The following is a 25,043-nucleotide window of genomic DNA, read 5'->3' as shown; positions in this document are numbered from 1 at the left end:
ACGATTCCGCGAGACCGGACGGAGGCGGGGCGATCACTCTGCCGTGATTGTTCCGGTTCAGGCCGGAGTCGTTAGCCCTGGCATCAACCGCTGGGCATTGCCGTATTCGATCGCCTGCAGCACCTCCGGCGCCAGGCCGAGGGTGCCGAGCCCCTTCACCGTCGCCGTCATCGTATCCTCCGGCGCAAAGGGGTAGTCGCTGGCGAAGAGGATCTGCTCGGGCGGGATCACCTGCAGCAGCGGGCCGAAGGCCAGCGGATTGGCCGAGAGCGCGACATCCACATAGAGCCGGCGCAGCTCCGCCATCGCCCCCTCCGGCACCTGGGCACGGAATTCCGGCCGGCGTTCCAGCCGGGCCATGCGCTGGGCCAGGAAGGGCACGGTGCCACCGGCATGGGAGAAGACGCAGCGCATCCGCCGGTGCCGCGCCAGCACGCCGGAGAAGAGCAGGCTGGCGACGGCGCGGGTGGTGTCGAAGGGGAATTCCAGCGTCGCCGCCGGGATGCCGGGCGGCACCAGAGGGCCGGGCCCGACGCAGGGGTGGAAGAAAGCCAGCGCCCCGCGGCGGTCGACCTCCGCGAAGACCGGGGCGAATTCCGCCTCGCCGGGATAGCGCCCGTCATAATTGGTCATCAGGCAGAGCCCGTCCGCCCCCAGTACATCGAGCGAATGGGCAATCTCGTCCAGGCTCCCCGCCACATCCGGCAGGGGCAGGATGGCGAAGAAGCCGAAGCGGCCGGGGAAGCGGCGGCGGAGACCGGCGGCATACTCGTTGCAGGCTCGCGCCAGCTCCCGCGCCTGGCCGGCATCGCCGAACCAGACGCCGGGGGCGGAGATGGAGACGACCGCGGTGGCGATGCCGTTCCGCTCCATGGCTTCAAGGGAGAGTTCCGGGCTCCACTCCGGCACCCGGCCGGAGACCATCAGCGGGCCGATGCGCTCGGCGCCGGCGATCCGCACATAGTCGGGCGGCAGGATATGGTGCTGGATATCGATCCGGTGCGGCGCCATCGCGGCCTCCTCAGGGCTTGTCGGGGATGCCGCCGGCATGCCCCTGGAGGGAGGCGACCAGCCGGTTGGAGGCCTCGATCGCACCCCGACCGGCATCATTGCCCCAGATGAAGCGGGAAAGCTGGCCGCCGAGATAGGGATGCATGCCAAGGTCATAGAGGGCGCGGAAGTCCCGCCGCTCGATCGCCTGCCGCTCCTCGGGCCGCATATGCGGGTAGCGGTCGAGCACCGAGGCCTCGTTCTGCTTGAACTGGGCGCGCAGCGCCGGGTCCCATTTCAGGTCCTGCACCAGGTCATGCGCCGCGAGGCTCGGATCGTAGCGGTCCCAGGCCATCACCCCACCTCCCATACCACGCCGCCGATGCCGCAGCGGAAGCTCGGCCAGCCGGTATAGCCGAAGCTCTCGCCGCGCCGCTCGCCGATGGCGCCGAGCACGATGAACCAGGACAGCACCTCGGCCGTGCCGCCGATGCCCGCCTCCTCCATCCGCGGGATGGTGATGTCGCGCAGCAGCGCCGCATGGTCGGGCTGGCTGGCGCGCTCGAGGAAGAGCCGGTCGAATTCCTCGTCGATCTTGTAGTAGCGCGCCCCGCCCGGTTCATGGCTGAGGCCGCCGGAGCCGAGCAGGCCGACCCGCAGCCCGGGCGGCAGATCCTCCCGGATCACGGCGGCGACGGCGCGGCCGACCTCCAGGCAGCGCGCCCCGTCCGGGAAGGGCGGCACGGTGCAATTCTGCAGCACCGGCACCACCCGGATGCCGGCCTGGTCGAGATCCGTCAGCACGGTCGGGACCGAGAGGTTGTCGTCGAATTTCAGCGGCCCCGCTTCGAGATTCATGCGGATGCCGCGGCGGGTCAGGCCGCGGAACAGGCTGCGCCCCACTTCCGGGTCGCCGGGCAGCGCCCAGTCGCGGCAGCCGATCCATTCCTTGAACCACTCATGCGGCCCGGCATGGCGTTCGGCCATGCCGATGATGAAGTCCGGATAGGCGGTGATGCGGCTGTTGGTCAGGTGGTCGTTGGCGAAGACGATCAGCACATCCGGCCGCGCCGCGCGCAGGGCGCGGCCCACTGCCCCGAAGGTCTCGGCGACCACGGCGCGCGCCTCGTCCGGCGCCTTCTCGAACAGGCCGACCGTGGCCGGCGCATGCGGCACGCCGGCGGCGAAGACGATCTCGGCCATGATCCCTCCTTTCCTAATCCTGCGGCCGCAGCCGCCGCACCTCGTCATCCGGGGGCAGGTAGCGTGCGCCATCGGCATAGGCGGCATCCACCATCACGCCCCGGCCGCCCCGCACCGCCAGCCGCCCGACATACATGCCGAGCGTCGACTGGTGGTCGCTGGCGCGGAAGCGGATCGGCCCGAGCGGCGTCTCCACCACCAGATCCTCGAGCGCGGCCACGATCCGGTCGGGCTCCGTCCCGCCCGCCTTGCGCAGCGCCGCGGCCAGGGCGTGGAGGGTGACATAGCCACTCAGCGAGCCGGCCCGCGGCGTGTCATTGGCAAGGCGCCGATAGGCGGCGACGAAGGCCTGGTGCGCCGGCGTCGCGATCTGTTCCCAGGGATAGCCGGTGACGATCCAGCCGGGCGGCGCCTCGTCGCCCAGCGGGTCGAGGAATTCCGGCTGGCCGGTCATCACGCTGACCACGCTGCGGCCCTCGAACAGGCCGGCGTCGTTGCCCTGCCTGACCAGCCGCACCAGATCGGCGCCGAAGGTGGCGTTGAAGATCGCCTCCGGCCGCGCCGCCAGCAGGGCATTCACCACCGGCCCCGCCTCCAGCCGGCCGAGCGCCGGGAATTGCTCGGCGACCCATTCCACATCGGGGCGGGCGGCCGAGAGCAGCCGGCGGAAGCTCTCGGTGGCGGAGAGGCCGAATTCATAGTTCGGCGCCACCACGGCCCAGCGCCGCGCCGGCAGCCGCGCCGCCTGCTCGGCCAGCATCGCCGCCTGCATATAGGTGCTGCTGCGAACCCGGAAGGTGTAGCGGTTGCCCTGGCGCCAGGTCAGCGCATCCGAGAGCGCCTCGGCCGCGAGGAAGGGCACGCGGTTCCGCTTGGCGAAATCGGCGACGGCGAGGCCGATATTGGAGGCGAAGGTGCCGGTCAGCGCGACCACGCCTTCCGAGCTCGTCAGCTCCCCGGCATGGCGCACCGCATCCTCCGGCTTGCCGCCATCGTCGCGCAGCAGCAGCTCCAGCGGCCGGCCGAGCACGCCGCCCGCGGCATTGATCTCGGCCAGCGCCAGGCGCAGCCCGTTGCGGTACGGGACGGTGAAGGCCGCTTGGCCGGTATAGCTGTTGATATCGCCGATCTTGATCGGTGCCGCCTGCGCGCGCGCCGCCGATGCCGCCAGCGCCGTGCCGAGCAGTGCCCGGCGGGTGATCCGCATGCTCATGCCTCGCTCCCCAGGAAGGACCGGTCGCCGCGCGCCAGATGCAGCTCCGCCACCGGGTTGCGGCCGATGACCCGGCTCGGGACGCGGCGGAACACCTCCATGTCATGGCCGGGGACGATCCGGTGCAGCTCCTCCCCCACCAGCGCCCGCAGCCGGCGATAGCCCTGCAGCAGCCGCCAGCCATTGCCCTGGTGGTAGCCCGGCGGCCACATGCGTTCGATATTGGCATAGGAGGCGAGCACGTCGCCGGCCAGGACGAAGGGCCCGTCCGGCGTCGCCACCTCCACCCATTGCGAGCCGAAGCTATGGCTCTCCGGCTCCAGCCGGAGGGTGATGCCGGGGAAGACTTCGACATCGCCCTCGACGAAACGCACCCGGCCGGCGGCGACGGCGCGTTCCATGCGGGCGATGTCGTCGAGGTTCAGCGAGGACAGCACCCAGGACTGCTTGCCGGCCGCATTGTCCTCAAGCTCGGCGAGCGCCCTTTGCCAACCTTCGTATTCCGATCGCTGGACGATGATTTCGGCCCCTGGGAAGGCGTCGATATTACCGGCATGGTCGAAATGCAGATGCGTCAGCAGGATGGTGTCCACCTGCGCCGGCGCCAGCCCGACCTTGCCCAGCACCTCCTCCGGCGTCTCCACATCGGCGAAGCGCCGCCCGGTCATGGAATCGCCACCGGCGAAGCCGGTATCGACCAGGAAGAGGCGATCGGTGCCGGCCGGGCGGATCGCCGAATAGATCATCGGGATCTCATGCGTGCCGGTATTGCTGGCGATTGGCGAGCCGCGGATGAAGTCGCAGGGCAGCACGCCCTTGGCGAAGCAGAAGCTCCAGATGGAGTGGTCGCCGATCCCGGCCATGCGCCCCGCCCGCTCCCGAAGGATCGCCTGCACGAATGAGCTTGTGCAGGGTGACGAAATTTATAAATCTTCCCTCCGTCCATACAAGGACCGATTTTGCATGAACAGCAAGCGGAGCCCACCCGTGGCACCGCCGGATTGGGGGCCCTCCAGCCGCCTGTTGCGGTCCAACCCGCCGCGGACCCTGGCGGATGAGGCCCTGCTGCGCATCCGCGCCGATATCGTCGCCGGCCGGCTGGGCGCCGGGGAGCGGTTGCAGCCCGACCTGCTGGAGGTCCGCTACGGGCTCGGCCGCAGCCCGATCCGCGAGGCGCTGTCGCGGCTGGCGACGGAAGGGCTGGTGCATGGCGAAGGCCAGCGCGGCTTCGCCGTCTCCCCCCTCTCGGAGGCCGAGCTGCTGGACATCGCCGGCCTCCGCCGCCGGCTTTCGACCGAGGCGCTGGCGCTCTCCATCGCGCGCGGCGACGAGGATTGGGAAGCGGAGGTGATCGCCAGCTTCCACCGCCTCTCCCGCTTCGAGGAGCGGCTGGAGGCCATGTCCGACGACGCGGCCGATGAGTGGGAGCGCCGCAACCGCGACTTCCACCGCGCGCTCGAGGCCGCCTGCGGCTCCCCCTGGCTGCAGCATTTCTGCGACATCCTCTACGACCAGTCGGAGCGCTACCGCCGCGCCTTCGTCCGCTACCCGGCGATCAACCCGGCGATCCGCGCCCAGCACGAGGCGATCATGGCGGCGGCCATCGGCCGCGACGCGGCGCGGGCCACCGGCCTGCTCGGCGACCACATCATGCAGGGGGCGGAGGCGACGCTCGCCCTGCTCCGGGCGGCATCGCCCACCTCCATCGGCACAGGAGACAGAGCATGACCGAGCGCGATCCCGGGACCTCCATCCTCGCCGGCACCATGGCGGAGATGACCTATGCCGAGGTCGAGGCGGCGGCGCGGTCCGGCGCCGTCGCGCTCTGGGCCTTCGGCGTCATCGAGCAGCATGGGCCGCATCTGCCGACCGGGACCGATATCTACCTGCCCGCCGCCAAGCTGCGCCGCACCCGCGCACTGCTGGCCGAGCGCGGCATCGGCGCGGTCATCGTGCCGGCCTATTACTGGGGGGTGAACCATGTCTCCGGCGCCTTCCCCGCCTCGCCGCGGGTGCGGCCGGAGGTGATGGCGGCGCTGATGGAGGATGTCATCGCCAGCCTCTCCGATGACGGGTTCCGCCATCTGTTCTGCGTCACCGGCCATGGCGATGCCGAGCACAACCGCACCATCTACGAAGGCGTGCGCCGCGGCAGCGCCGGCCGGCTGATCCGGGCCAGCTTCCTCGCCGAGACGCGGCTGGTGGGGCGCCTGGGCCTCGCGGCGGATGACCCGCTGGTGACGCCCTTCGAGCCGGCGCCGAGCGGCCCGTCGCGTCCCTTCCTCGATGTGCATGCCGGCGAATGGGAGACCTCCGCCATGCTCGCCACCCATCCGGCGCTGGTGCGCGATGCCGTGCTGCCCTCCCTCGTCCCGACCAATTTCGGGCCGGAGGATCTGGCGGAATGGCGGCGCGGGCTGGAGCATGCGCGGCGGAAGACGCCGCATGGCTATCTTGGCGACCCGGCGGCGGCCGATCCGGAACTGGGACGCCGCAGCCTCGAGGCGCAGGCGGTGGCGATGGCCGATGCCATCGCGGCCCGGATCGCGGGGGGCTGAGCGCCATGACGCTGCATCGCCGCACCGCCCTCGCCCTGGCCGCCAGCCTCGCCGCGCCCGCCGTTCGTGCCCAGCCGGCGCGGGTGCTGAAATTCATCCCGCACAGCAACCTCATCAGCCTCGACCCGATCTGGACGCCGGCGGCGGTGGTGCGGAACCACGGCTTCATGGTCTTCGACACGCTCTACGGCGTCGATGACCACTACCGGCCGCAGCCGCAGATGGCCGCCGGCCACCTGTTCGAGGACGAGGACCGGATCTGCACCATCACCCTGCGGGAGGGGCTGACCTTCCATGATGGCGAGCCGGTGCGCGCCGCGGATGCCGTCGCCAGCCTGCGCCGCTGGATGCGCCGCGCCTCGGTCGGGCAGAAGCTGGCGGAGGTGACGGAGGAGCTGGTCGCGCTCGACGATCGCCGGCTGCGCTTCCGGCTGAAGCGGCGCTTTCCGCAGCTGATCCGCGGGCTCGGCCAGGCCTCGGTGCCGATCCCCTTCATCATGCCGGAGCGGCTGGCGCGGACCGATCCCTTCCAGCAATTCCGCGAGGTGGTCGGCTCCGGCCCCTTCCGCTTCAAACCCGGTGAGTTCAACCCCGGCAGCTTCATGGCCTATGAGCGCTTCGAGGGGTATCGGCCGGTCGAGACCGGCACGCCGAGCCTGATCGCCGGGCCGAAGCAGGTCTTCCTCGACCGCGTCGAGTGGCATGTGATCCCGGATTCGGCGACCGCCGCGGCGGCGCTGCAATCCGGCGCCATGGATTGGTTCGAGGCGCCGCCGGCCGAGCTGGAACCCTTGCTGGCGCGCGCCCGCGGCGTCACCGTGGAACCGCTGGAGCCGCTGCCGCGCCCGGCCCTGATGCGCATCAACCACCTGAACGCGCCGCTCTCGGATGTGCGGATCCGCCGGGCCCTGCTGCCGGCGCTCGACCAGGCGGAGTTCATGGCCGCGCTGGTGGGGCCGGAGCCCAGCCGCTACGCCGCCGATTTCGGCGTCTATACGCCCGGCACGCCCTTCGCCTCCCGCAGCGGGCTCGATGCGCTGCTCGGGCCGCGCGACCTGGGGCTGGCGAAGCGGCTGCTGGCCGAGGCGGGCTATGCCGGCCAGCCGGTGCGGCTGCTGGCGGCAATGGATGTCCCGGCCCAGGCGGCGCTGGCCCAGGTGGGCGCCGACCTGTTCCGCCGGCTCGGCATGGCGGTGGAATTCGCCGCCATGGACTGGGGCACGCTGATGCAGCGGACGAACAGCCGGGAACCGCTGGAGCGCGGCGGCTGGTCGGCCTACTGCACCTTCTTCCCCGGGCTGGAATTCACCGATCCCGGCGCGCATCTCGTGCTGCGCGGCAATGGCCTCGCCGGCGCCAATGGCTGGCCCAGCTCGCAGCGGCTGGAGGCGCTGCGCGAGGAGTGGTTCCAGGCCCCCGACGCCGCCGCCGAGGCCCGCATCGCCACCGAGATGCAGCAGGTGGCGCTGGAGGAGGTGCTGTTCCTGCCCCTCGGCGCCTATCGCGCCAATACCGCCATCAAGCGGTCGCTGACCGGGCGGGTGCAGGGGCTGCCGGTCTTCTGGGGGCTGCGCTCGGCCTAGGCTTCCGCCGCATCGACCTCCCGCCCCCGTCCGGCCTTCCGCATCACCTCGACCAGATGCGGGCGGATGCCGAGCTGGTGGCGATAGATCGCCGCCGCCGCCCGCGGCAGCGTCCCGCCACGGCCGAGCATGGCATCGCCCAGCTCCAGCAGGCGGAGATTGGGCCAGGTCTTTTCCCGGATCGCCAGGATGCCCTGCAGCACCGCCTCCGCGCTCGCCTCCGGCCGGGCCTGGGCCAGGATCAGCGCCATGGCGGCGGTGGAGCGGGAGATGCCGACATGGCAATGCACCAGCAGCCGGGCGCCTTGTTCCGCCGTGAGGCCGCGGCCGAATTCCAGGATGGCGGCGGCATGCTCGGGCCCGGGCGCCAGCCGCTCCGCCTCGGGCTCGATGATGTCGTGGAAGCGCAGCTCCAGCCGGGCATGCTCGCCATAGCTGCCGAAGGCCTCGGGCTCGGGATGCCCGGGATCGAGGATCGAGAGCACATGGCTGACGCCGGTGGCGCAATGGCCGCCCAGCTCCTCGATGCCGCAGACGGTGATGGGGAAGGGGGCGATGCTGGTCATGCCCGCAGCCTGCGCCGGGCCCGGGCCGCGGTCCAGGCTTGCGCCGGGGCGCGGTCCAGCCCATGTTCCTGTTTCGTGCCGATTGGGGGTTTGCTTGGCCAAGGACCGCGCCCGTTACGTTTGCCAGTCCTGCGGCGCCGTCTATCCGAAATGGGCGGGCCGCTGCGATGCCTGCGGCGAGTGGAACACCTTGCAGGAGGAAGCGCCCGCCGCGACTCGTGGCCCTGGCCCGGCCGCGAAGGTGGCCGGCGGGCGGCGGGTGGAATTCGTCGGCCTCCAAGGCTCCTCCGCCCCGCCGCCGCGCATCCCGACCGGCCTGCCGGAGCTCGACCGGGTGCTGGGCGGCGGCATCGTTCCGGCCTCCGCCGTGCTGGTGGGCGGTGATCCAGGCATCGGCAAATCGACCATCCTCCTCCAGGCCGCCGCCCGCATCGCCGCCTCCGGCCACCGCGCGCTCTATGTGAGCGGTGAGGAGGCGGTCGAGCAGGTCCGCCTGCGCGCGCTGCGCCTCGGGCTCGAGAAGGCGCCGCTGGCGCTCGCCGCCGCGACTGCGCTGCGCGACATCGTCGCCAGCCTGGAGCAGGAGCAGGAAGCGGCGCTGGTCGTCATCGACTCGATCCAGACCCTCTGGCTCGATGCGCTGGATTCCGCCCCCGGCACCGTCGCCCAGGTCCGCGCCTGCGCCGCCGAGCTGATCCGCCTCGCCAAGACCCGGGGCTTCGCTCTGGTCCTGGTCGGGCATGTGACCAAGGAAGGGACGCTGGCCGGCCCCCGGGTGCTGGAGCACATGGTTGATGCCACGCTCTATTTCGAAGGCGATCGCGGCCACCAATTCCGCATCCTGCGGGCGGTGAAGAACCGCTTCGGCGCGACCGACGAGATCGGCGTCTTCGAGATGACCGAGCGCGGCCTGGTCGAGGTGCCGAACCCCTCCGCCCTGTTCCTCGCCGAGCGGCGGGGCAATGTCTCCGGCTCGGCGGTCTTCGCCGGGATCGAGGGGACGCGGCCGGTGCTGGTCGAGGTGCAGGCGCTGCTCGCCCCCTCGGCTGGCGGCAGCCCGCGGCGCCAGGTGGTGGGCTGGGATTCCGGGCGGCTGGCGATGCTGATGGCGGTGCTGGAGGCGCGCTGCGGCCTCACCCTCGGCATGAACGACGTCTATCTGAACATCGCCGGGGGCCTGCGCATCGCCGAACCGGCCGCCGATCTCGCCGTCGCTGCCGCCCTGGTCTCCGCCGCGACCGACCGGCCGACCGACCCGGAGACGGTCTATTTCGGGGAGGTCGGTCTCTCCGGCGAGGTGCGGCAGGTCTCCCAGGCCGAGGCCCGGCTGCGGGAGGCGCAGAAGCTCGGCTTCGCCGCCTCGGTCCTCCCCCGCCGAGTCGCCCGCGGCGGCCGCACCCCGAGCGCGCTGGAAGGGCTGCGCCTCACGGAGATCGGGCATCTGGCGGATCTCGTCGCCCCCTTCGCCGGCCGGACGGTGCGGAAGGAGGCGGCGAAGACAGGCGCTAAGGCAACAGCCACAGCGGAATAAGGCTGTCCCGTGACGGTGCGTGGACACCCCCCGACCCCGCCGCTATACCCCCCGCCACGATGACCTGGGTCGATGCTGTGGTCCTGGCGGTGCTCGCCCTCTCGGCGCTGCTCGCTTTCCTGCGCGGACTGGTGCAGGAGGTGCTGGGGGTGGGGGCCTGGATCGGCGCCGCCGCCCTGGCCCTGATGCTGCGCCCGGCGGTCGCACCCCTGCTGCATGGCACGGTGGAACCGCCCTGGCTGGCCGATGCCCTGGCCGCCGGCGGCGTCTTCGTGGTCGTCCTCATCGTGCTGAAGCTGATCATCGGCACCATCGCGCGGCTGGTGCAGAATTCCGTCCTCGGCGGCACCGACCGGGCGCTGGGGCTGGTTTTCGGCCTCGCCCGGGGTGCGTTTCTGGTTGTCCTTGCCTATATCCTGGGCGGCATGGTCCTGCCCGCAACGGAACGTTGGCCGGAACCCGTGCGCGATGCCCGGTCGCTGCCCCTGGTGATCGAAGGCGCGCAATGGCTGGTGGCCCAATTGCCGACCGAGTATCGCCCCCGCGTGGCCGCCCCGCCCGCCCGCCCGGGGCCGACGCAGGATGATTTCGAGCGGCCGCCTGCCCGCAACAGGACCTGAGGACCCATCGATGACCGACCCGTCCATGCGGCCCGCCGCCGAGGATGACGACAAATTCCACGAGGAATGCGGCGTCTTCGGTATCTGGAACACCAACGACGCGGCGGCCCTCACCGCGCTCGGCCTGCATGCCTTGCAGCACCGGGGCCAGGAGGCCGCGGGCATCGTCAGCCTGGATGATGGCGGCATCTTCCATGCCCATCGCGGGCGCGGCCTGGTCGGCGACACCTTCTCGGATGCCAAGATCATGGCATCCCTCCGCGGCCGCGCTGCGCTCGGCCACAACCGCTACGCCACCACCGGCGAGACGGCGTTGCGCAACGTCCAGCCGCTCTATGCCGATTTCGCCTTTGGCGGCTTCGCCGTCGCGCATAACGGCAACCTCACCAATGCCATGGCGCTGCGCCGGAGCCTGGTGAACCGCGGCTGCCTGTTCCAGAGCACGACGGACAGCGAGGTCTTCATCCACCTCATCGCCATCAGCCTCTATTCCACCGTGGTGGACCGGCTGATCGATGCGCTGCGCCAGGTCCAGGGCGCCTACAGCCTGGTCGCGCTGCATGACGGTGCGCTGATCGGCGCGCGGGACGTCTTTGGGGTCCGCCCGCTGGTGCTCGGCCGCATGGGCGGCACCGATGGCGTGCCGACCTCCTGGGTGCTGTGCAGCGAGACCTGCGCCCTCGACATCGTCGGCGCGGAATTCGTCCGCGACATCGATGCCGGCGAGATCATCATCATCGACGACAAGGGCGTGCACAGCATCAAGCCCTTCGGCAAGCAGCAGGACCGCTTCTGCATCTTCGAATACATCTACTTCGCCCGGCCGGATTCGGTGGTCGAGGGCACGCCGGTCTACGAGACCCGCAAGCGCATCGGCGCCGAGCTGGCGCGGGAGAGCGGCGTGGCGGCGGATGTGGTGGTCCCGGTGCCCGACAGCGGCGTGCCGGCGGCCATGGGCTATGCGATCGAGAGCGGCATCCCCTTCGAGCTCGGCATCATCCGCAACCACTATGTCGGCCGCACCTTCATCGAGCCGACCGACCAGATCCGCCATCTCGGCGTGAAGCTGAAGCACAGCGCCAACCGGCCGATGCTGGAGGGCAAGCGTGTCATCCTGGTCGATGACAGCATCGTCCGCGGCACCACCAGCAAGAAAATCGTCGAGATGGTCCGCGCCGCCGGCGCGAGCGAGGTGCATATGCGCATCTCCTCCCCGCCGACGACCCATAGCTGCTATTACGGCATCGACACGCCGGAGCGCGGCAAGCTGCTGGCCGCGACGCATGACCTCGAGCAGATGGCGAAGATCATCGGCGTCGACAGCCTCGCCTATATCTCGCTCGACGGGCTCTACCGGGCGCTCGGCAAGTCGGGCCGCGATGCCGCCAACCCGAGCTATTGCGACGCCTGCTTCACCGGCGACTACGCGATCCCGCTGAGCGACGCCCAGGCGAACAGCGACCGCCAGCTCTCCCTGCTGCAGGTCGGCTGATGTTCAGGCCGCTGGAGGGTTCGGTCGCGCTGGTCACCGGCGCGTCCCGCGGCATCGGCGCGGCGGTGGCGCTGGAACTCGCCCGGATGGGCGCCCATTGCGTGCTGACCGCCCGCACCCAGGGCGCGCTGGAGGAGTTGGACGACAGCATCCGCGCCGAGGGCGGGCAGGCGACGCTCTTCCCGCTCGACCTCGCCAAGGATGCCGAGAAGATCGACATGCTCGGCCCCTCCATCGTCCATCGCTTCGGCCGGCTGGACATCCTGGTGCATGCCGCCGGGCTGCTGGCGAAGCTGACGCCCGTCGCCCATATCATGCCCGCCGACTGGCAGCAGAGTGTCGCCGTCAACCTCACCGCCTGCTGGCGCCTGATCCGCACCTGTGATCCGCCGTTGCGCGCCGCGCCGGCCGGGCGGGCGGTGATCCTGACCGATTCCGTGGTGGAGGAGCCACGCGCCTATTGGGGACTCTATGGCTTCGGCAAGGCGGGGCAGGCGCATCTGGCCCGCGCCTGGGCGGCCGAGGTCGAGAGCACACCGCTCCGGGTGCGGCTGTTCGATCCTGGCCCGGTTGCGACGCAGCTCCGCGCCACGGCGATGCCGGGCGAGGAGCCAGCCTCGCTGCGTCAGCCTGCCGAGGTGGCGCCGGAGATCGCGGCGCTCTGCCTGCCGGCGTGAACTACCGCCACGCCTTCCACGCCGGCAATTTTGCCGATTGCATGAAGCACGCCCTGCTGGTCGCGCTGCTGCGCGCCCTGGCAGCCAAGCCCAAGCCCTTCCGCGTGCTCGATACCCATGCCGGAATCGGCGCCTATAGCCTCGCCGCCCCCGAGGCCGTCCGCACCGGCGAGGCAGAGCGCGGCATCCTCCGCCTGCTCGATCTCGAGACCGGCCCGCTGGCCGACTACCTCGCCCTGGTCCGTGCCGCCGGCGCCCCGGCGCAGTATCCCGGCTCGCCGGCCCTGATCCGCGCCTTGCTGCGGCCGGAGGATCGGCTGCTGGCCTGCGAGCTCCATCCGGAGGACCATGCGGCCCTCCGCGCCCGCTTTCGCGGCGACCTGCAGGTGGCGGTCCATCTGCGCGATGGCTGGGAGGCGTTGCGCGGCCTGACCCCCTTCCCGGAGCGCCGCGGCCTGGTCCTGGTCGATCCGCCCTTCGAGCAGGAGGGCGAGTTCGAGCGCATGGCCGCCGGCATCGCCCTCGTCGCGCATCGCTTCCGTGCCGCCATCCAGGCGCATTGGTATCCGATCAAGCACCGTGCCCCGGTCCGCGCCTTCCACACCGCCTTGCAGGAGAGCGGCGTCCGCGACCTCATCGCCGCCGAGCTCTGGCTGCGCGAGCCGACCGATCCGCAGCGGCTGAATGGCTGCGGTCTCCTCATCGCCAACCCGCCCTGGCATTTCGAGGAGGAGGCGGGTGCCATCCTCCCGGCGCTGCTCGACCGGCTCGGCAGCCGCGAGGCCGGCGAGGGCTGGGCCGTCACCCGCATCACGGCGGAATAGGCGGATGCCGCGGATCGCCGTCATCGGGGCCGGCGCCTGGGGCACGGCGCTCGCCGTGCAGGCGGCCCGGGCAGGCCATGACGTCGCCCTTTGGGCGCGCTACCCCGCCCGCGCGGCGGCGATGCAGGCGGCGCGCGAGAATGCGCTTCACCTGCCCGGCACGTCCCTCCCGCCCGCCATCGCCGTCACCGCCGACCCGGCGAGGCTGGGCGGCGCCGCCTTCGCCCTGCTCGCCGTGCCGACCCAGCATCTCCGCGCGTTGCTTGGCCGTCTGCCGGAGGCCCTGCCGCCCCTCATCCTCGCCGCCAAGGGTGTCGAGCAGGGCAGTCTCCTGCTCCCCCTCGAACTCGTCGAGGCGCTCCGCCCCGCCCATCCCTCGGCCATCCTGTCCGGCCCGAATTTCGCCCATGAAGTCGCCGCCGGCCTGCCCACCGCCGCCGTCCTGGCGAGCCGTGACCCGGATTTGCGGGAGATGGTGGCCGACCACCTCGCTACCCCAGGCTTCCGCCTCTATGGCAGCGAGGATCCGATCGGCGTGCAGGTCGGCGGGGCGGCGAAGAACGTCATCGCCATCGCGGCCGGGGCGGTGATCGGCGCCGGGCTGGGCGAGAACGCTCGCGCCGCCCTCATCACCCGTGGCCTGGCCGAACTCTCTCGTCTGGTCGTGGCCCTTGGCGGCCGTGCCGAGACCGCGGCCGGCCTGTCGGGCCTCGGCGACCTGCTGTTGACCGCGACCGGGCCTTCCAGCCGCAACACCGCGCTCGGCCTGGCCCTCGGCCGTGGCCTCAGCCTCGCGGAGGCGCTCGCGGGCAAGACCAGCGTGGCGGAGGGCGCTGCCACCGCGCCCGCCCTGCTGGCCCGCGCCGGGTCCGCCGGCGTCGAATTGCCGATCTGCGCCGCCGTCACCGCGCTGCTGGCCGGCGAGGCGACGGTCGCCGAGGCGATGGCGCAACTCCTGGCCCGTCCGCGCCGGGACGAATAGGCACCACCCCGACCTGCCGGCACTGGCGGATCAGCAGGCACCCGCCGCAGCGCGGCCGCTCGCCGGTGCAGATCGCCTTGCCGAAGGGCACCAGCCGCTCGTTGATCTCGATCCAGTAGCGCTCGGGCAACACCGCCTCCAGCGCCCGCATCGTCCGCTCCGGCGTCGCCGCCGCGACATAGCCCCAGCGGTTGACGATGCGGTGCACATGGATGTCGACCGAGATCGCCGCCCTGCCGAAGCCGACGCCGAGCGTCAGCGCCGCGATCTTCGGCCCGACACCCCGCAGCGCCATCAGCCCCTCAAGCGTGTCGGGCACCGCGCCTGCCGCAGCGATCTGGCGGGACAGGGCCAGGATGTCCCGCGCCTTGGGTTCCGGGAAGGTCGCGCCATGGAGCAGGCCGATCAGCCGCGCCTCGTCGAGCGCCGCCATCGCCTCCGGCGTCCGCGCCACGGCGAAGAGGCGTTCGGAGACGGGCAGGCTCACCTCGTCCCGCGTCCGGGCCGAGATCAGCGCGGCGACAAGCTGCTCGAAAGGGGTGTCGTGGCCGCGGTCGCGCAGCTCGAACATCGCCGCCTTGGGCAGCTTCGCCACCGCCTCCCGCAGCAGGCGGAAGACGAGGTCGATATCGAAGGGGTCCTTCGCCGCGCTGGCATCCATCCTGCCGCAACGCGGCGCGGCGCTAGCCGTTCGGCCGTTCCAGCCCCGGCAGCAGCGCCTCTTCCTCGGGCGCGGCGCCGCCCCGTCTGGCGGTCGCCCGGCGTGCGGCCTCGGCGCGGCGGCGGATCAGTTCATCGAAAAGCCGGTCCATGGTCTGCCAGAGCGGCTCATCGCCCTGGCGCTCGCCCATGACGAAGCGATGCGCAGCCAGCGTGACATTCAGCGTCCCGCGCGTCGTTTCCGGGCGCGGGTTGCGCATCTGCAGCAGCGCCTTCTCCACCTCCTCCAGCGGCTTGGCGAGGCGTTCGGCGATCTCCGGCGGCGCCATGCCCTGGCGGCGCAGCGAACGGGCCCGCCGCGCCTCCTGCTCGGTCAGCGCGATGCTCGGGCGCAACGCCTGGGTGGTGCGGGACATCTCGCCCGAACCGGTGCCCGGCGGTTTGCCCTTGAAGGCCATGGCGCCCTACTCCGCTGCCTGCTTCTGCTGCGTCCCCGGCCGCCGCACCCGCAGCCGCCGGATGCGCCGGGGATCGGCCTCCAGCACCCGGAATTCCAGGCCGGAGGAATGCGAGACCAGCTCCCCCTTGGCCGGAACCCGCCCGGCCAGGGTGAAGACCAGCCCGCCCATGGTGTCGATGTCGGAGGCGCGCTCCTCCTCGGTCAGCACCGGGCCCAGCCGCGCCTCGAACAGCTCGACCGGAGTGCGGGCATCCAGCTCGATGGTGCCGTCCGGCTTCTCCACCAGTTGCGGCGGCCCCGGCTCGTCATGCTCATCGGCGATGTCGCCGACGATGGTCTCGACCAGGTCCTCGATCGTGACGAGGCCATCGATGCCGCCATACTCGTCCACCACCAGCGCCATATGGATGCGCGCCTGGCGCATCTGCAGCAGCAGGTCGAGCACGGGGACGGAGGGCACGACGAAGAGCGGCTTGCGCAGGATCGCCTTCATGTCGAAGGAGGCGTCGTTGCCGACGCTGGCGAAGACGTCCTTGATGTGGACCATGCCGACGATGTCGTCGAGCTGCTTGCGGAAGACCGGGTAGCGGCTATGCCCGTCGCGCTGGATCAGCCGGATGGCCTGTTCCAGCGTGTAGTCCTCCGGCATGGCCATGATATCGGCCCGGGGCAGCATCACATCGCCCGCGGTCTTGCCGCGCAGCTTGAGGACGTTGCCGAGCAGGGCGCGTTCCTGCGCATCGAGATCGTCGGTGCCGGGCTGGCCGGGCAGGCCCGGCTCATGGGGCTCGTGCGGCTCCTCGATCAGCTCCTCCATGCGGTCGCGGACGCTCTCCGCCTCGCGCCGCCGGAGCAATCCTTGCAGCCGCCAGAGCAGCCCGTCGCGGCCGTTGTGGTGGCCGCTGCCGTTGGCCGCGCTCATGCCGCGTGCCTCCAGGGATTGGGCAGCCGCATGCGGTGCATCGCCCGTGCCTCGGCCCGCTCCATCCGCCGCGCCTCGCCGGCCGCGAGGTGGTCATGGCCGATCAGGTGCAGGGCGCCATGGGCGACCAGATGCGCGGCATGGGCCGCGAAGGGCTTGCCCGCGGCCAGCGCCTCGCGCCGGACCACACCGAGGGCGAGGGCGATGTCGCCCAGATGCCCCGGCGCGCCGGCGGGAAAGCTCAGCACATTGGTCGGCTTGTCCTTGCCGCGATGCTCGCCGTTCAGCCGGCGCAGCGTCCGGTCATCGGCCAGCAGCACCGTCACCAGCCCCTCGGCGCCGCTTTCGCGCAGCGCCGCGGCGACGGCGCGGCGGGCCAGGATCTCGGCCCGCGGCAGCGCCCGCCGCCAGGCCGGATCCTCGACGATTACATCGATATGCACCATGGGGACCTGCACCATGGGCGCAGGCCGCATCCCATCCATGATCCCGAAAGCCGGTTGAAGGGGATCTTCCAGCCCCTCCGGCAGGCCTTCGGGCCGACTACTGTCCGGTTCCATCGCGTTCCTTCTTGCGCCCCCGGTCCGGCTGCTGGTCGGCAGCTTGGCCATCCGCGCGGCCATAGGCTGCGACGATCCGCGCCACCAAGGGGTGGCGCACCACGTCGCGTTCGTCGAAGCGGGCGACGCCGATGCCTGGAACACCGTCCAGGATCTTCAGGGCATCGACCAGCCCGCTCCGCTGCCCCGCCGGCAGGTCGACCTGGGTCGGGTCGCCGGTGATCACCATCCGCGTGCCCTCGCCCATGCGGGTGAGGAACATCTTGATTTGGGCCGGGGTGGTGTTCTGCGCCTCGTCCAGGATCGCATAGCAATGCGCGAGCGTCCGCCCCCGCATGAAGGCGAGGGGCGCGATTTCGATCTCGCCCGAGGTGATCCGGCGGGCAACCTGTTCTGCGGGCAGCATGTCGTGCAGCGCGTCATACAGGGGGCGAAGATAGGGGTCCACCTTCTCCTTCAGGTCGCCGGGCAAGAAGCCGAGCCGCTCCCCGGCCTCGACCGCGGGGCGGGACAGCACGATGCGATCCACCCGCCCGGCCTGGAGCAAGGCGACGCCCTGCGCCACCGCCAGATAGGTCTTGCCGGTGCCGGCCGGGCCGATGCCGAAGACCATTTCCTGCCGGGCCAGCAGGTCGATATAGGCGGCCTGGGCCGGGCTGCGCGGCGCGATCGCCGCCTTGCGGGTGCGGATCTCCGGCCGGTCCTGCAGGGGCAGGCGGGGATCGCCCTCGGCATCGCCTTCCGCCATCCTGAGCGCCGCCTCCACCTCGGCCGTGCCGACCGGCTGGCCCTTTTCCAGCCGGCGCCACAGCGCCTTCAGGGCCACCTCGGCCACCTCCGTCCGCTCGGGCGTGCCGCCTATGGTCAGGCGGTTTCCGCGCGAGCCGAGCCTTATTCCCAATCGCTGCTCGATACGCGCCAGGTGGCGGTCATGTTCCCCATAGAGCAGGGGGAGCAGGGCGTTATCGTCGAATTGCAGCGTCACGGTGCGCTGCTCCGGCGATGCGGGCGGAGACGGCCGCGCGGCGCGGCTCTCTCCGGCACGGAGGACGATGGGGGCGGTGTTCAAGCGGGGGCGGGCTCCTCTGCGGACAGGATGTGGGAAGCAGCCTCCCCGGAGACCAGCACGCCGGAGAGGGAATTCGGATGCGCCGCCAGGATGCGGACCTGCACCTCCTGCCCGACCAGTGCCGCATCCGCCTGGAGGTGGACGGGCTGGAGCCAGGGCGAGCGGCCCATCACCTGACCGGGATGCCGGCCCGGCCCGGTCAGCAGGACCGGCACTACCATCCCGGCACGGGAACGATTGAAGGCGTCCTGCTGTTCCCGCAACAGGGCCTGAAGTTCCTGCAAGCGGGCATCCTTTTCGGCTTCCGGCACCTGCTGCGGCGCGCCGGCGGCCGGCGTCCCCGGGCGGGACGAATACTTGAAGCTGTAGGAGGCGGCGAAGCCGACCTCCCGCACCAGGGCCAGGGTCGCCGCGAAATCCTCCCGGCTCTCGCCTGGATGGCCGGCGATGAAGTCGGAGGAGAGGGCGATATCCGGCCGCGCTGCCCGCAGCCGCTCCACGATGCGGAGGAAATCCGCCGCCTTGTGGCCGCGGTTCATCGCCGCCAGCACCCGGTCGCTGCCCGATTGCACCGGCAGGTGCAGCCAGGGCAGCAGGGTGGGGATGTCCCGATGCGCCGCGATCAGCGCCTCATCCATGTCCCGCGGGTGGGAGGTGGTGTAGCGCAGCCGCAGCAGGCCGGGGATTTCCGCCAGCTCCCGCAGCAGCCGCGCCAGGCCCCAGGTCCCGCCATCCGCCGCCTCGCCGTGATAGGCATTCACGTTCTGCCCGAGCAGCGTGATCTCCCGCGCCCCGGCCGCGACCAGCCGCCGCGCCTCGGCCAGCACCGCCGAAGCCGGGCGGGAATATTCAGCGCCGCGGGTATAGGGAACGACGCAGAAGGAGCAGAATTTGTCGCAGCCCTCCTGCACCGTCAGGAAGGCGGTGATGCCGGGCGGCGCCGCCTGTTCCGGCAGGTGGTCAAATTTCTGCTCGACCGGCATCTCGGTCTCGATCACCGCGCCGCCGGCCCGGGCCGCCCGCGCCACCATCTCCGGCAGGCGGTGATAGGTCTGGGGCCCCAGCACGATATCGACCCAGGGGGCGCGGCGGGTGATCTCCGCCCCCTCGGCCTGGGCGACGCAGCCGGCGACGGCCAGCACCATCCCGGCGCCGGCGGACTCGCGCTCCCGCTTCATCTCGCGCAGCCGTCCGAGCTCGGAGAACAGCTTCTCCGCCGCTTTCTCGCGGATGTGGCAGGTATTGAGGATGACCATATCGGCCGCCTCGGGCGCCTCGGCCGGGGCATAGCCGAGGGGCGCCAGCACATCCGCCATGCGGGTGCTGTCATAGACATTCATCTGGCAGCCCCAGGTGCGGATGAAGAGCCGCTTCCGCGCCGGTGCCGCTGCGCTCGCCGTCATGCCAAGACCCCATTCCACCTCGCCGGCGCCATGGCGCCGGGCTTGCTCGCGCAGATGCGCAGGTGGAGGGGCGCGGTCAAGCCGGGATGGGGGGCGCCGGGGCCCCGAAACCGTCTCGGACGGGATGCGCGAATCGCAGCATGCGGCAAGGTTCGGCCGCGGGCTGGCGCCAGGTCAAGCGCGCGCTGGTCACACCGTCGCCAGCGGCCCGGCCGGGCGATTCTGCCGCAGCCGCGCCGCGCCGTCGGAGACGGTGGCCCAGCTGGCGGCGGCCATCGCCTTGCGGTCCGGCAGCAGGGCGGGCGCGAAGGGCTCGTGCAGGATCACCGTCGCCCGCGCGCCGCTGCGCCGCGCCAGCCGCCAGAAATGGCTGCCGATCTCCATGTCGCCGTACCAGGCAAAGAGCGGCCGGTCGCGCCGGCAGGCCGGCAGCCCGCCGAGGCGGTCATAGACGAGGGAGACGGGCTGCACCTGCTCCGCCGCGCCGGCGGTGGCCAGGAAGGAGCTGCGGAAGGGCAGCACCCGCGTGCCGTCATTGCTGGTGCCCTCGGGGAAGAGGATCAGGCTGTCGCCCGCCTTCAGCCGGTCCCGCATCGCACCCGCCTCCGAGCCCGTGCGGCCGCGGCTGCGGCTGACGAAGACGGTGCGGCCGAGCCGCGCCACGGTGCGGATCAGCGGCCAGGTCCCGACCTCGGCCTTGGCGACGAAGCAGCCTTCCAGCACGCCGCCGAGCACCAGCACATCGAGCCAGGAGGAATGATTCGAGAGGAACAGCACCGGCCGCGCCGTGGTGGGCAGGCCGATGACCTGCACCCGGAGGCCGATCAGCCGGCAGAGCACCGCGTGGTAGATGCGCGCGAAGACAATCTTCGGCCGGCCCGGCAGCAGCAGCAGCACCGCCTGGATCGGGATCGAGACCAGGGTCCAGAGCAGCACCGCGATGATCCGCCGCACCGCCCGGATCCGGCCGCCGAGCGGGCGCTCCTCGAAGACGTCGAACAACCGCCCGCCCGGCAGGCCGCTTTTGAAGCGCAGGGGCTTCTTCCGGCGCAGCCGGCGGGGGCGGAGGGCTTCGATCGGGTCGCGGGCCACGGCTTCCATGAGGGCGAGCGGATAGCCCGCGTTCCGTGACGCCGCAATGTCGGCGCGGCGACGGAGGGATGATATCCGCTCAACCGCCCTCGATCGGGCGCCAGGTGATCTCCGGCGGCGCCCGGAAGGCGAAGCGCAGCAGGTGCCGCGCCACGACATCCTGAAGCTGCTCCAGCGCCGCCGGATCCGCTGCCTCGGCCCGCAGCAGCAGCAGGTCCTCCCCCGCCTCCAACCGGCAAAGCCCCGTGGGGAAGGCGATGGAGCCCTGCGCTGCCTCCTGCGTCACCGGCAGCCTATGGGCGAAATGCTTGCAGAGCTGGCCGAGATATCGGCCCGGGCTCTCCAGCGTGACGCGTGCTTCGGACTGCGGCATCGGCTCAGGCCTGCTCGACGGCGGTGGCGGCGGCGTCGATGGCCGCGGCGATGGCCGTCACCTGCGCCGGTTCCAGCCGGCCACGGCCGAGCCTGAGGCGCAGCGCCAGCTTCAGGTTCTCCATCGCCCGCAGGATCTGCGGCGAGGGGCCGCCTTCCGTCCCATGGGCTGCGAGGCGCGCCAGCACTGCCTCGGCCGTCGGGCGGTTGGCCTCCAGCCAGGCCTGGCCTTCGGGCGTGATGGCGTAGAGCTTGCGCGGCCCGTCCTCGCTGCCAATGGCGATATGGCCGAGTTCCTCCAGCATGGTCAGGGTCGGGTAGACCACGCCGGGGCTCGGGGTATAGGCGCCGCCGGCGCGCTCCTCGATGGCCTTGATGATGTCGTAGCCATGGCGGGGCTTCTCGGCGATCAGGGCCAGGACCAGCGGGCGCAGCTCGCCATGGTCCAGCAGGCGCCCGGTCCGGCCGCCGCTGCGTCGGCCGTGCCGATGCCCCTCGCCCTCATGGTGCCGACCGCCTCGCGGGCCGAATTCGCCGCGGGCGCAGCGATGGCCGAAGGGGTGGTGCCGGTCGTGGCGGTGGAAGGAGTGGAATCTCATCATGTCTCTCCGACTGTGTTTCGACATATCTAAATTTCAGATATATCGAGATATGATCGGATGCAAGGCCCACCCTTTGGACTTTTTTCTTTAGCCGGCGGCGGCCTCGACCGCCCGCAGCACGATGCCTTCGGTCAGCAATTGGGGCAGCACCTGCGGTGCCCCGCCGCCAGCGGGATAGACGAGGTAGAGCGGCACGCCCTCCCGCCCATGCTCCCGCAGCAGGGCGCCGATCACAGCGTCGCCCCCAGTCCAGTCGCCCTTGAGATAGGCGAGGTTCCGGCCCGCGAAGGCCGCCTGCACCGGCGCGCTCCGCAGCACGAGCTGCTCGTTGACCTTGCAAGTGATGCACCAGGCCGCGGTCATGTTGACGAAGACCGGCCTTCCCTCGGCCTGTAGCGCCGCGACCCGCGCCGGCGACCAGGCCTCGGCGGCGGCCTCCGCCCCCGCCATGGCGGGAGGCGCCGAGGTCAGCCCCGGCAGCAGGGCCAGCGCGCCGATCGCCGCTGCCCCGGCCAGCAGACGCCCGGCGCGCCCACCACCCCGCTGCGCCAGGCCGAGCGCCCAGGCGGCGAAGCCGATCAAGACCGCGCCGCCCAGCAGCAGCAGCAGCCCATCCGGCCCGGCCTGCTGCGCCAGCACCCAGGCCAGCCAGGCCGCCGCGCCATACATCGGGAAGGCCAGCGCCCCGCGCAGCGCCTCCATCCAGCCACCCGGCCGCGGCAGAAGCCCGGCGAGGCTGGGGAACAAGCCCAACAGCGCATAGGGCGCCGCCAAGCCGAGGCCGAGCGCCGCGAAAACCAGCAGGGTCTCAGCCGGCGGCAGGGTGAGCGCCGCCCCGACCGCCGCTGCCATGAAGGGCGCGGTACACGGCGTCGCTACCAGCACCGCCAGCACCCCGGTGAAGAAGCTGCCTGCATGGCCACCCCGGGCGGCAAGACCCGCCCCGGCCCCTGCCGGTCCCCCAACCGCATAGACCCCGGAGAGGTTGAGCCCGATCGCCAGCATCAGCCAGGCGAGCACCGCGACGAAGGCCGGCGCGGTGAACTGGAAGCCCCAGCCCGCGGCGAGGCCGGCGCCGCGCAGCCCGATCAGCATGCCGGCGAGTGCCAGGAAGCTGACCAGCACCCCCGCCGTATAGCTCGCGGCATGGGCCCGCACGGCGCCGCGCGCCGCGCCGGAGAGCCGCGCCAGCGCCATCGCCTTCATGGCCAGGATGGGGAAGACGCAGGGCATCAGGTTCAGCAGCAGCCCGCCCAGCAGCGCCGAGCCCAGCACCTGCCAGAGCGGCAGCCCGGCCTCGGCCGCCTCCACCGCGCCGCCGACCGGCGCCGCCACGGCATAGGCCGAGCGCTGCCCGCCGGCATCGACCAGCACCATCACGCCGGACAGGGTCGCCGGCACCGCCGCCCCCTCCGGCCGTCGCAGGCCGAGGGTCAGGCCGCCATCCCGCAGCCGCAGCGCCTGCGGCGCGGCATTCTGGATCAGCCCCGGCTCATCCGGGAAAAATGCGGCCTCGCGGACCAGTCCGGGCGAGAGCCCCGCGCCGTCGATCCTGAGGCTGCCGCGCGCCCCTTCCAGCGCTGCCCGCGCCGTCCAGGGGGAGGGGCGCGGCAGCGCCGCCTCGGTCGCGGCAAAGAGGGGGGCGAGGGCAGGGTCCAGCCGGCCGGCCGGCGCCACCGGCAGGGTCAGGCGGAAGCGCCCCTCCTCCGGGATGCAGAGATCGGCGCAGACCAGCCAATTCGCCTCCGCCTCGACGTGCATGGCGCCATCGGCGGTGGCCGAGGCCGTGGCGCGCGCAGGCAGCAGCACCTCGCCCTCATAGCCGAAGCTCATCAGCGGGCCGGTGGCGATGCGGCTGGGGGCGGGGAATTCGAGCGTCCCGGCCGTGGCGCCCTCGGGCAGGGTCAGCGCCAGTTCCGGCGCCGCCCCGGCATCGCCGGCATTGCGCCAATAGCTGTGCCAGCCGGGCGCCAGCCGCAGCCGCAGGCCAAGGCGGAATTCCTCACCGGGCGCGAGTGCCAGCCGGTCGGCGACCAGGGTCGCGGTGGCCCGGGGGGAGCGCACCGCCGCGCTCTCCACCGCCCCGGCCGGAGCGGCGGCCAGTCCGGCCAGCAGGATCAGAAGGGTAACGAAGGGGCGCATGCCCGGATAGAACGGGATGCGCAGGGGCCCCCGCAAGGGGCGCCCGGTCAGGCCCGGGCGGCGACCGGGCGGCGGGCGAGGCGCCGCATGTCCCGCAGGGCGGAGCGCAACAGCGCCATCTCGCCATCGGGGACCATGCCGTCCTCGGCTTCCAGCCGGCGCAGCAGGGCGGCCAGCTTCAGCGTCACATCCGACTGGCTCGCTGCCGGGGCCGCGGCCAGCGCGTCCAGCGCCGTCAGCTCGGCATCCACGACCAGGTCCATGATCGCCTCGTCATCGCTCTCGCTGCGCTCGATCTTGTGCAGGCGGTCGGCCAGGGTGGCGACATCGGCGCCGCCGCTGCGAGGCGCCGGCCGGGCGAGCGGGAAGACGATGATCTGGGACATGCGCGGAATCCGTATCGAGGGGGTCTGGCAGCCGGACGGGCTCCGGCCGCCGGGTGCAGTCAGCTCTGGCGGCCGGTGCCGTTCTGAACCGGCAGGACATAGGCGGTGGGGCAGGCGGTGACGGAGCCGCCGCTGGCGAGGAAGGCCTCGACCATGCGGCTGATGGTGGCGGCATCCGGCACCCCGGCCTCGCGGCAGCGGCGCTTATGGGCGATCACCGCGCTCAGCGTGCGACGCCGCGATTCGGCGGCATCGGCGGTTGCGGCAGGCAGGCGCCTCGGCTTGCTGGAGAGTTTGGTCTGCATGGCCATCCTCACATTTGCGCGATTTGCATACTGTATCCAGATCACGGTCCCGCGAGCAAGCGAAGTTTTAATGCCGCGGCACCTAAATTACGTTCCCGCTGTGCAAGCGGATGCAGCGATGCGACAGGCCGATTGGCCGTCCCGCCCGCGGCATTGCGCCAGCGCGTCTTCCTCCGCCGCGGCCCGGCTGCTGCCGGTGCCGGTGGCGAGAGCCGCGACCTCATAGGTGCTGGGATGGTCGGTCAGCAGGATGCCGCGCTTCCGCCGCGCCTGCGCCACCGCGCCGCAGCGCTCAGTGAATTCCAGCAGCATCCGGCAGCTGCTCTCGCGCCCGCTACTGCAGCGCTGCGCTGCCCCGCTATGGGCGAGGAGCCGGTCCCCCTCGCCGAAGGCAATGCCGATCTGCGGCGCCGGCGGGGCCGCGGCATAGATCGCGCCCCAATGCGGCTGGGCGAAGGACACGGGCATGCCGCGCACCGGGCCCGTCACCGCCACCGCGACCCGGCCGAGCGCCGCCGCCTGCCCACCGCGCAGCCCGGCCTGGTAGCGGGCCGAGGCCTCGCAGCGGATCAGGCAGGCCTGCACCGGCACCGGATTGGCCGCCCGGGACTGCGCCATCGCCCCGCAGGCCGCACGGCAGGCCGGGCTATCGGCAGCGGCGGCCGATGAGGCGAGAAGCAGGACCAGGGCAGCGAGGCGGAAGGGGGACATCGAAAGCCTTGCAGTGGAGCGCGTGTCCGGGTTTTCGCGCCCGCAGGTCGCGCCCAGATGTCGCGTCCCGGGGCTTTGTCGCAGTCCTGTGTCACGGAAGGTCGCTTCGGCATGGGCGCG

28 protein-coding genes are annotated in these 25,043 nt (G+C 71.9%); 9 read left to right on the top strand and 19 right to left on the bottom strand.

The annotated features are described in order from the left end of the window. Positions 1 to 57: 57 nt before the first annotated feature. The 5 genes from JMJ55_RS15055 to JMJ55_RS15035 are packed head-to-tail and all read right to left on the bottom strand — an operon-like array spanning position 58 to position 4,302. Complete coding sequence (locus tag JMJ55_RS15055; RefSeq protein WP_202826370.1) at positions 58 to 1,011, bottom strand: amidohydrolase family protein; 954 nt, start codon at positions 1,009 to 1,011, stop codon at positions 58 to 60. Positions 1,012 to 1,021: 10 nt separating this feature from the next. Next, positions 1,022 to 1,345, bottom strand: coding sequence for a hypothetical protein (locus tag JMJ55_RS15050; RefSeq protein WP_202826369.1), 324 nt, complete (start codon positions 1,343 to 1,345; stop codon positions 1,022 to 1,024). Next, on the bottom strand, positions 1,345 to 2,193 hold the full coding sequence (locus JMJ55_RS15045; protein WP_202826368.1) for a DODA-type extradiol aromatic ring-opening family dioxygenase: 849 nt from the start codon (positions 2,191 to 2,193) through the stop codon (positions 1,345 to 1,347). Before JMJ55_RS15045 ends, JMJ55_RS15050 begins: the two co-directional genes overlap by 1 nt. A gap of 13 nt (positions 2,194 to 2,206) precedes the next feature. After that, complete coding sequence (locus tag JMJ55_RS15040; protein WP_236033720.1) at positions 2,207 to 3,406, bottom strand: ABC transporter substrate-binding protein; 1,200 nt, start codon at positions 3,404 to 3,406, stop codon at positions 2,207 to 2,209. After that, positions 3,403 to 4,302, bottom strand: coding sequence for an N-acyl homoserine lactonase family protein (locus JMJ55_RS15035; RefSeq protein ID WP_202826367.1), 900 nt, complete (start codon positions 4,300 to 4,302; stop codon positions 3,403 to 3,405). Before JMJ55_RS15035 ends, JMJ55_RS15040 begins: the two co-directional genes overlap by 4 nt. Before the next feature lie 67 nt (positions 4,303 to 4,369). Here JMJ55_RS15035 and JMJ55_RS15030 point away from each other — a divergent pair, with 67 nt between their 5' ends. Genes JMJ55_RS15030 through JMJ55_RS15020 form a run of 3 tightly spaced genes read left to right on the top strand, consistent with a single transcriptional unit; the run spans position 4,370 to position 7,547 of the window. Further along, positions 4,370 to 5,134, top strand: coding sequence for an FCD domain-containing protein (locus JMJ55_RS15030; RefSeq protein WP_202826366.1), 765 nt, complete (start codon positions 4,370 to 4,372; stop codon positions 5,132 to 5,134). Further along, complete coding sequence (locus JMJ55_RS15025; protein WP_202826365.1) at positions 5,131 to 5,964, top strand: creatininase family protein; 834 nt, start codon at positions 5,131 to 5,133, stop codon at positions 5,962 to 5,964. Before JMJ55_RS15030 ends, JMJ55_RS15025 begins: the two co-directional genes overlap by 4 nt. A gap of 11 nt (positions 5,965 to 5,975) precedes the next feature. Further along, complete coding sequence (locus tag JMJ55_RS15020) at positions 5,976 to 7,547, top strand: ABC transporter substrate-binding protein (RefSeq protein WP_456237076.1); 1,572 nt, start codon at positions 5,976 to 5,978, stop codon at positions 7,545 to 7,547. Here JMJ55_RS15020 and JMJ55_RS15015 read toward each other — a convergent pair. Beyond that, a complete protein-coding gene (locus tag JMJ55_RS15015) occupies positions 7,544 to 8,113 on the bottom strand; it encodes a tyrosine phosphatase family protein (RefSeq protein ID WP_202826363.1) in 570 nt (189 codons plus the stop codon). The genes JMJ55_RS15020 and JMJ55_RS15015 overlap by 4 nt on opposite strands. Before the next feature lie 94 nt (positions 8,114 to 8,207). Here JMJ55_RS15015 and radA point away from each other — a divergent pair, with 94 nt between their 5' ends. From radA to JMJ55_RS14985, 6 genes are read left to right on the top strand one after another with little or no spacing between them, the layout of a single operon-like run. Next, positions 8,208 to 9,644, top strand: coding sequence for a DNA repair protein RadA (radA, locus tag JMJ55_RS15010; RefSeq protein WP_202826362.1), 1,437 nt, complete (start codon positions 8,208 to 8,210; stop codon positions 9,642 to 9,644). A 59-nt stretch (positions 9,645 to 9,703) separates the two neighbouring features. Then, positions 9,704 to 10,264, top strand: coding sequence for a CvpA family protein (locus JMJ55_RS15005; protein ID WP_202826361.1), 561 nt, complete (start codon positions 9,704 to 9,706; stop codon positions 10,262 to 10,264). A gap of 10 nt (positions 10,265 to 10,274) precedes the next feature. Beyond that, positions 10,275 to 11,756 carry an amidophosphoribosyltransferase gene (gene purF / locus JMJ55_RS15000; protein ID WP_236033719.1) on the top strand — a complete coding sequence of 494 codons (1,482 nt, stop codon included), beginning with the start codon at positions 10,275 to 10,277 and terminating at the stop codon, positions 11,754 to 11,756. Then, complete coding sequence (locus tag JMJ55_RS14995) at positions 11,756 to 12,433, top strand: SDR family NAD(P)-dependent oxidoreductase (protein WP_202826359.1); 678 nt, start codon at positions 11,756 to 11,758, stop codon at positions 12,431 to 12,433. Before purF ends, JMJ55_RS14995 begins: the two co-directional genes overlap by 1 nt. Further along, positions 12,430 to 13,257, top strand: coding sequence for a 23S rRNA (adenine(2030)-N(6))-methyltransferase RlmJ (locus tag JMJ55_RS14990; RefSeq protein ID WP_202826358.1), 828 nt, complete (start codon positions 12,430 to 12,432; stop codon positions 13,255 to 13,257). The genes JMJ55_RS14995 and JMJ55_RS14990 overlap by 4 nt, the downstream gene beginning before the upstream one ends. A gap of 4 nt (positions 13,258 to 13,261) precedes the next feature. Continuing rightward, complete coding sequence (locus tag JMJ55_RS14985; protein ID WP_202826357.1) at positions 13,262 to 14,239, top strand: NAD(P)H-dependent glycerol-3-phosphate dehydrogenase; 978 nt, start codon at positions 13,262 to 13,264, stop codon at positions 14,237 to 14,239. On the opposite strand, the gene JMJ55_RS14980 is transcribed toward JMJ55_RS14985, so the two are convergent. The 13 genes from JMJ55_RS14980 to JMJ55_RS14920 form a co-directional block, all read right to left on the bottom strand. After that, positions 14,160 to 14,900: an endonuclease III domain-containing protein gene (locus JMJ55_RS14980; RefSeq protein WP_202826356.1), complete on the bottom strand. Its 741-nt coding sequence runs from the start codon at positions 14,898 to 14,900 to the stop codon at positions 14,160 to 14,162. The genes JMJ55_RS14985 and JMJ55_RS14980 overlap by 80 nt on opposite strands. A gap of 22 nt (positions 14,901 to 14,922) precedes the next feature. After that, positions 14,923 to 15,357, bottom strand: a complete 435-nt coding sequence (locus JMJ55_RS14975) for a hypothetical protein (RefSeq protein WP_202826355.1) — start codon at positions 15,355 to 15,357, stop codon at positions 14,923 to 14,925. Positions 15,358 to 15,363: 6 nt separating this feature from the next. Then, the gene (locus JMJ55_RS14970; protein ID WP_202826354.1) at positions 15,364 to 16,281 is read right to left on the bottom strand and encodes a hemolysin family protein; all 918 of its coding nucleotides are present in this window, start codon (positions 16,279 to 16,281) and stop codon (positions 15,364 to 15,366) included. Then, on the bottom strand, positions 16,278 to 16,757 hold the full coding sequence (gene ybeY / locus JMJ55_RS14965) for an rRNA maturation RNase YbeY (RefSeq protein ID WP_236033718.1): 480 nt from the start codon (positions 16,755 to 16,757) through the stop codon (positions 16,278 to 16,280). The genes JMJ55_RS14970 and ybeY overlap by 4 nt, the downstream gene beginning before the upstream one ends. A 67-nt stretch (positions 16,758 to 16,824) precedes the next feature. Then, the gene (locus tag JMJ55_RS14960) at positions 16,825 to 17,910 is read right to left on the bottom strand and encodes a PhoH family protein (protein WP_407927541.1); all 1,086 of its coding nucleotides are present in this window, start codon (positions 17,908 to 17,910) and stop codon (positions 16,825 to 16,827) included. Beyond that, a complete protein-coding gene (gene miaB / locus JMJ55_RS14955) occupies positions 17,907 to 19,313 on the bottom strand; it encodes a tRNA (N6-isopentenyl adenosine(37)-C2)-methylthiotransferase MiaB (protein WP_202826353.1) in 1,407 nt (468 codons plus the stop codon). The genes JMJ55_RS14960 and miaB overlap by 4 nt, the downstream gene beginning before the upstream one ends. Before the next feature lie 189 nt (positions 19,314 to 19,502). After that, complete coding sequence (locus tag JMJ55_RS14950) at positions 19,503 to 20,414, bottom strand: lysophospholipid acyltransferase family protein (protein WP_202826352.1); 912 nt, start codon at positions 20,412 to 20,414, stop codon at positions 19,503 to 19,505. 70 nt (positions 20,415 to 20,484) lie between these two features. Beyond that, on the bottom strand, positions 20,485 to 20,778 hold the full coding sequence (locus JMJ55_RS14945) for a DUF2218 domain-containing protein (protein ID WP_202826351.1): 294 nt from the start codon (positions 20,776 to 20,778) through the stop codon (positions 20,485 to 20,487). A gap of 4 nt (positions 20,779 to 20,782) precedes the next feature. Further along, positions 20,783 to 21,379 (bottom strand): PadR family transcriptional regulator, encoded by a 597-nt coding sequence (locus JMJ55_RS14940; RefSeq protein WP_202826350.1) that lies wholly within the window; start codon positions 21,377 to 21,379, stop codon positions 20,783 to 20,785. A gap of 87 nt (positions 21,380 to 21,466) precedes the next feature. Then, entirely contained in the window at positions 21,467 to 23,557 is a 2,091-nt protein-coding gene (locus tag JMJ55_RS14935; RefSeq protein ID WP_236033717.1) for a protein-disulfide reductase DsbD family protein, read from the bottom strand. Positions 23,558 to 23,568: 11 nt separating this feature from the next. Continuing rightward, positions 23,569 to 23,907: a hypothetical protein gene (locus JMJ55_RS14930; protein WP_202826349.1), complete on the bottom strand. Its 339-nt coding sequence runs from the start codon at positions 23,905 to 23,907 to the stop codon at positions 23,569 to 23,571. Between the two features lie 59 nt (positions 23,908 to 23,966). Next, positions 23,967 to 24,212, bottom strand: a complete 246-nt coding sequence (locus JMJ55_RS14925; RefSeq protein ID WP_202826348.1) for a hypothetical protein — start codon at positions 24,210 to 24,212, stop codon at positions 23,967 to 23,969. Positions 24,213 to 24,299: 87 nt separating this feature from the next. Continuing rightward, positions 24,300 to 24,923 (bottom strand): DUF4189 domain-containing protein, encoded by a 624-nt coding sequence (locus JMJ55_RS14920; protein WP_202826347.1) that lies wholly within the window; start codon positions 24,921 to 24,923, stop codon positions 24,300 to 24,302. Positions 24,924 to 25,043 lie beyond the last annotated feature (120 nt).

Origin of the sequence: Belnapia mucosa, assembly GCF_016775475.1 — a bacterium.
Taxonomy (GTDB): domain Bacteria; phylum Pseudomonadota; class Alphaproteobacteria; order Acetobacterales; family Acetobacteraceae; genus Belnapia; species Belnapia mucosa.
This window is presented reverse-complemented; position numbering and strand designations above follow the sequence as displayed.

What these genes read in the sequence shown, in the direction of transcription:
- JMJ55_RS14930 (WP_202826349.1), bottom strand. Translation starts at nt 23,907, where the DNA reads ATGTCCCAGATCATCGTCTTCCCGCTCGCCCGGCCGGCGCCTCGCAGC.
- JMJ55_RS14950 (WP_202826352.1), bottom strand. Translation starts at nt 20,414, where the DNA reads ATGGAAGCCGTGGCCCGCGACCCGATCGAAGCCCTCCGCCCCCGCCGG.
- purF (WP_236033719.1), top strand. Translation starts at nt 10,275, where the DNA reads ATGACCGACCCGTCCATGCGGCCCGCCGCCGAGGATGACGACAAATTC.
- JMJ55_RS14920 (WP_202826347.1), bottom strand. Translation starts at nt 24,923, where the DNA reads ATGTCCCCCTTCCGCCTCGCTGCCCTGGTCCTGCTTCTCGCCTCATCG.
- JMJ55_RS14970 (WP_202826354.1), bottom strand. Translation starts at nt 16,281, where the DNA reads ATGAGCGCGGCCAACGGCAGCGGCCACCACAACGGCCGCGACGGGCTG.
- JMJ55_RS15015 (WP_202826363.1), bottom strand. Translation starts at nt 8,113, where the DNA reads ATGACCAGCATCGCCCCCTTCCCCATCACCGTCTGCGGCATCGAGGAG.
- JMJ55_RS14925 (WP_202826348.1), bottom strand. Translation starts at nt 24,212, where the DNA reads ATGCAGACCAAACTCTCCAGCAAGCCGAGGCGCCTGCCTGCCGCAACC.
- JMJ55_RS15055 (WP_202826370.1), bottom strand. Translation starts at nt 1,011, where the DNA reads ATGGCGCCGCACCGGATCGATATCCAGCACCATATCCTGCCGCCCGAC.
- JMJ55_RS14995 (WP_202826359.1), top strand. Translation starts at nt 11,756, where the DNA reads ATGTTCAGGCCGCTGGAGGGTTCGGTCGCGCTGGTCACCGGCGCGTCC.
- JMJ55_RS14940 (WP_202826350.1), bottom strand. Translation starts at nt 21,379, where the DNA reads ATGATGAGATTCCACTCCTTCCACCGCCACGACCGGCACCACCCCTTC.
- JMJ55_RS14945 (WP_202826351.1), bottom strand. Translation starts at nt 20,778, where the DNA reads ATGCCGCAGTCCGAAGCACGCGTCACGCTGGAGAGCCCGGGCCGATAT.
- JMJ55_RS15005 (WP_202826361.1), top strand. Translation starts at nt 9,704, where the DNA reads ATGACCTGGGTCGATGCTGTGGTCCTGGCGGTGCTCGCCCTCTCGGCG.
- JMJ55_RS14985 (WP_202826357.1), top strand. Translation starts at nt 13,262, where the DNA reads ATGCCGCGGATCGCCGTCATCGGGGCCGGCGCCTGGGGCACGGCGCTC.
- JMJ55_RS15025 (WP_202826365.1), top strand. Translation starts at nt 5,131, where the DNA reads ATGACCGAGCGCGATCCCGGGACCTCCATCCTCGCCGGCACCATGGCG.
- ybeY (WP_236033718.1), bottom strand. Translation starts at nt 16,757, where the DNA reads ATGCGGCCTGCGCCCATGGTGCAGGTCCCCATGGTGCATATCGATGTA.
- JMJ55_RS15040 (WP_236033720.1), bottom strand. Translation starts at nt 3,406, where the DNA reads ATGAGCATGCGGATCACCCGCCGGGCACTGCTCGGCACGGCGCTGGCG.
- JMJ55_RS15050 (WP_202826369.1), bottom strand. Translation starts at nt 1,345, where the DNA reads ATGGCCTGGGACCGCTACGATCCGAGCCTCGCGGCGCATGACCTGGTG.
- JMJ55_RS15045 (WP_202826368.1), bottom strand. Translation starts at nt 2,193, where the DNA reads ATGGCCGAGATCGTCTTCGCCGCCGGCGTGCCGCATGCGCCGGCCACG.
- JMJ55_RS15030 (WP_202826366.1), top strand. Translation starts at nt 4,370, where the DNA reads ATGAACAGCAAGCGGAGCCCACCCGTGGCACCGCCGGATTGGGGGCCC.
- JMJ55_RS14975 (WP_202826355.1), bottom strand. Translation starts at nt 15,357, where the DNA reads ATGGCCTTCAAGGGCAAACCGCCGGGCACCGGTTCGGGCGAGATGTCC.
- miaB (WP_202826353.1), bottom strand. Translation starts at nt 19,313, where the DNA reads ATGACGGCGAGCGCAGCGGCACCGGCGCGGAAGCGGCTCTTCATCCGC.
- JMJ55_RS14980 (WP_202826356.1), bottom strand. Translation starts at nt 14,900, where the DNA reads ATGGATGCCAGCGCGGCGAAGGACCCCTTCGATATCGACCTCGTCTTC.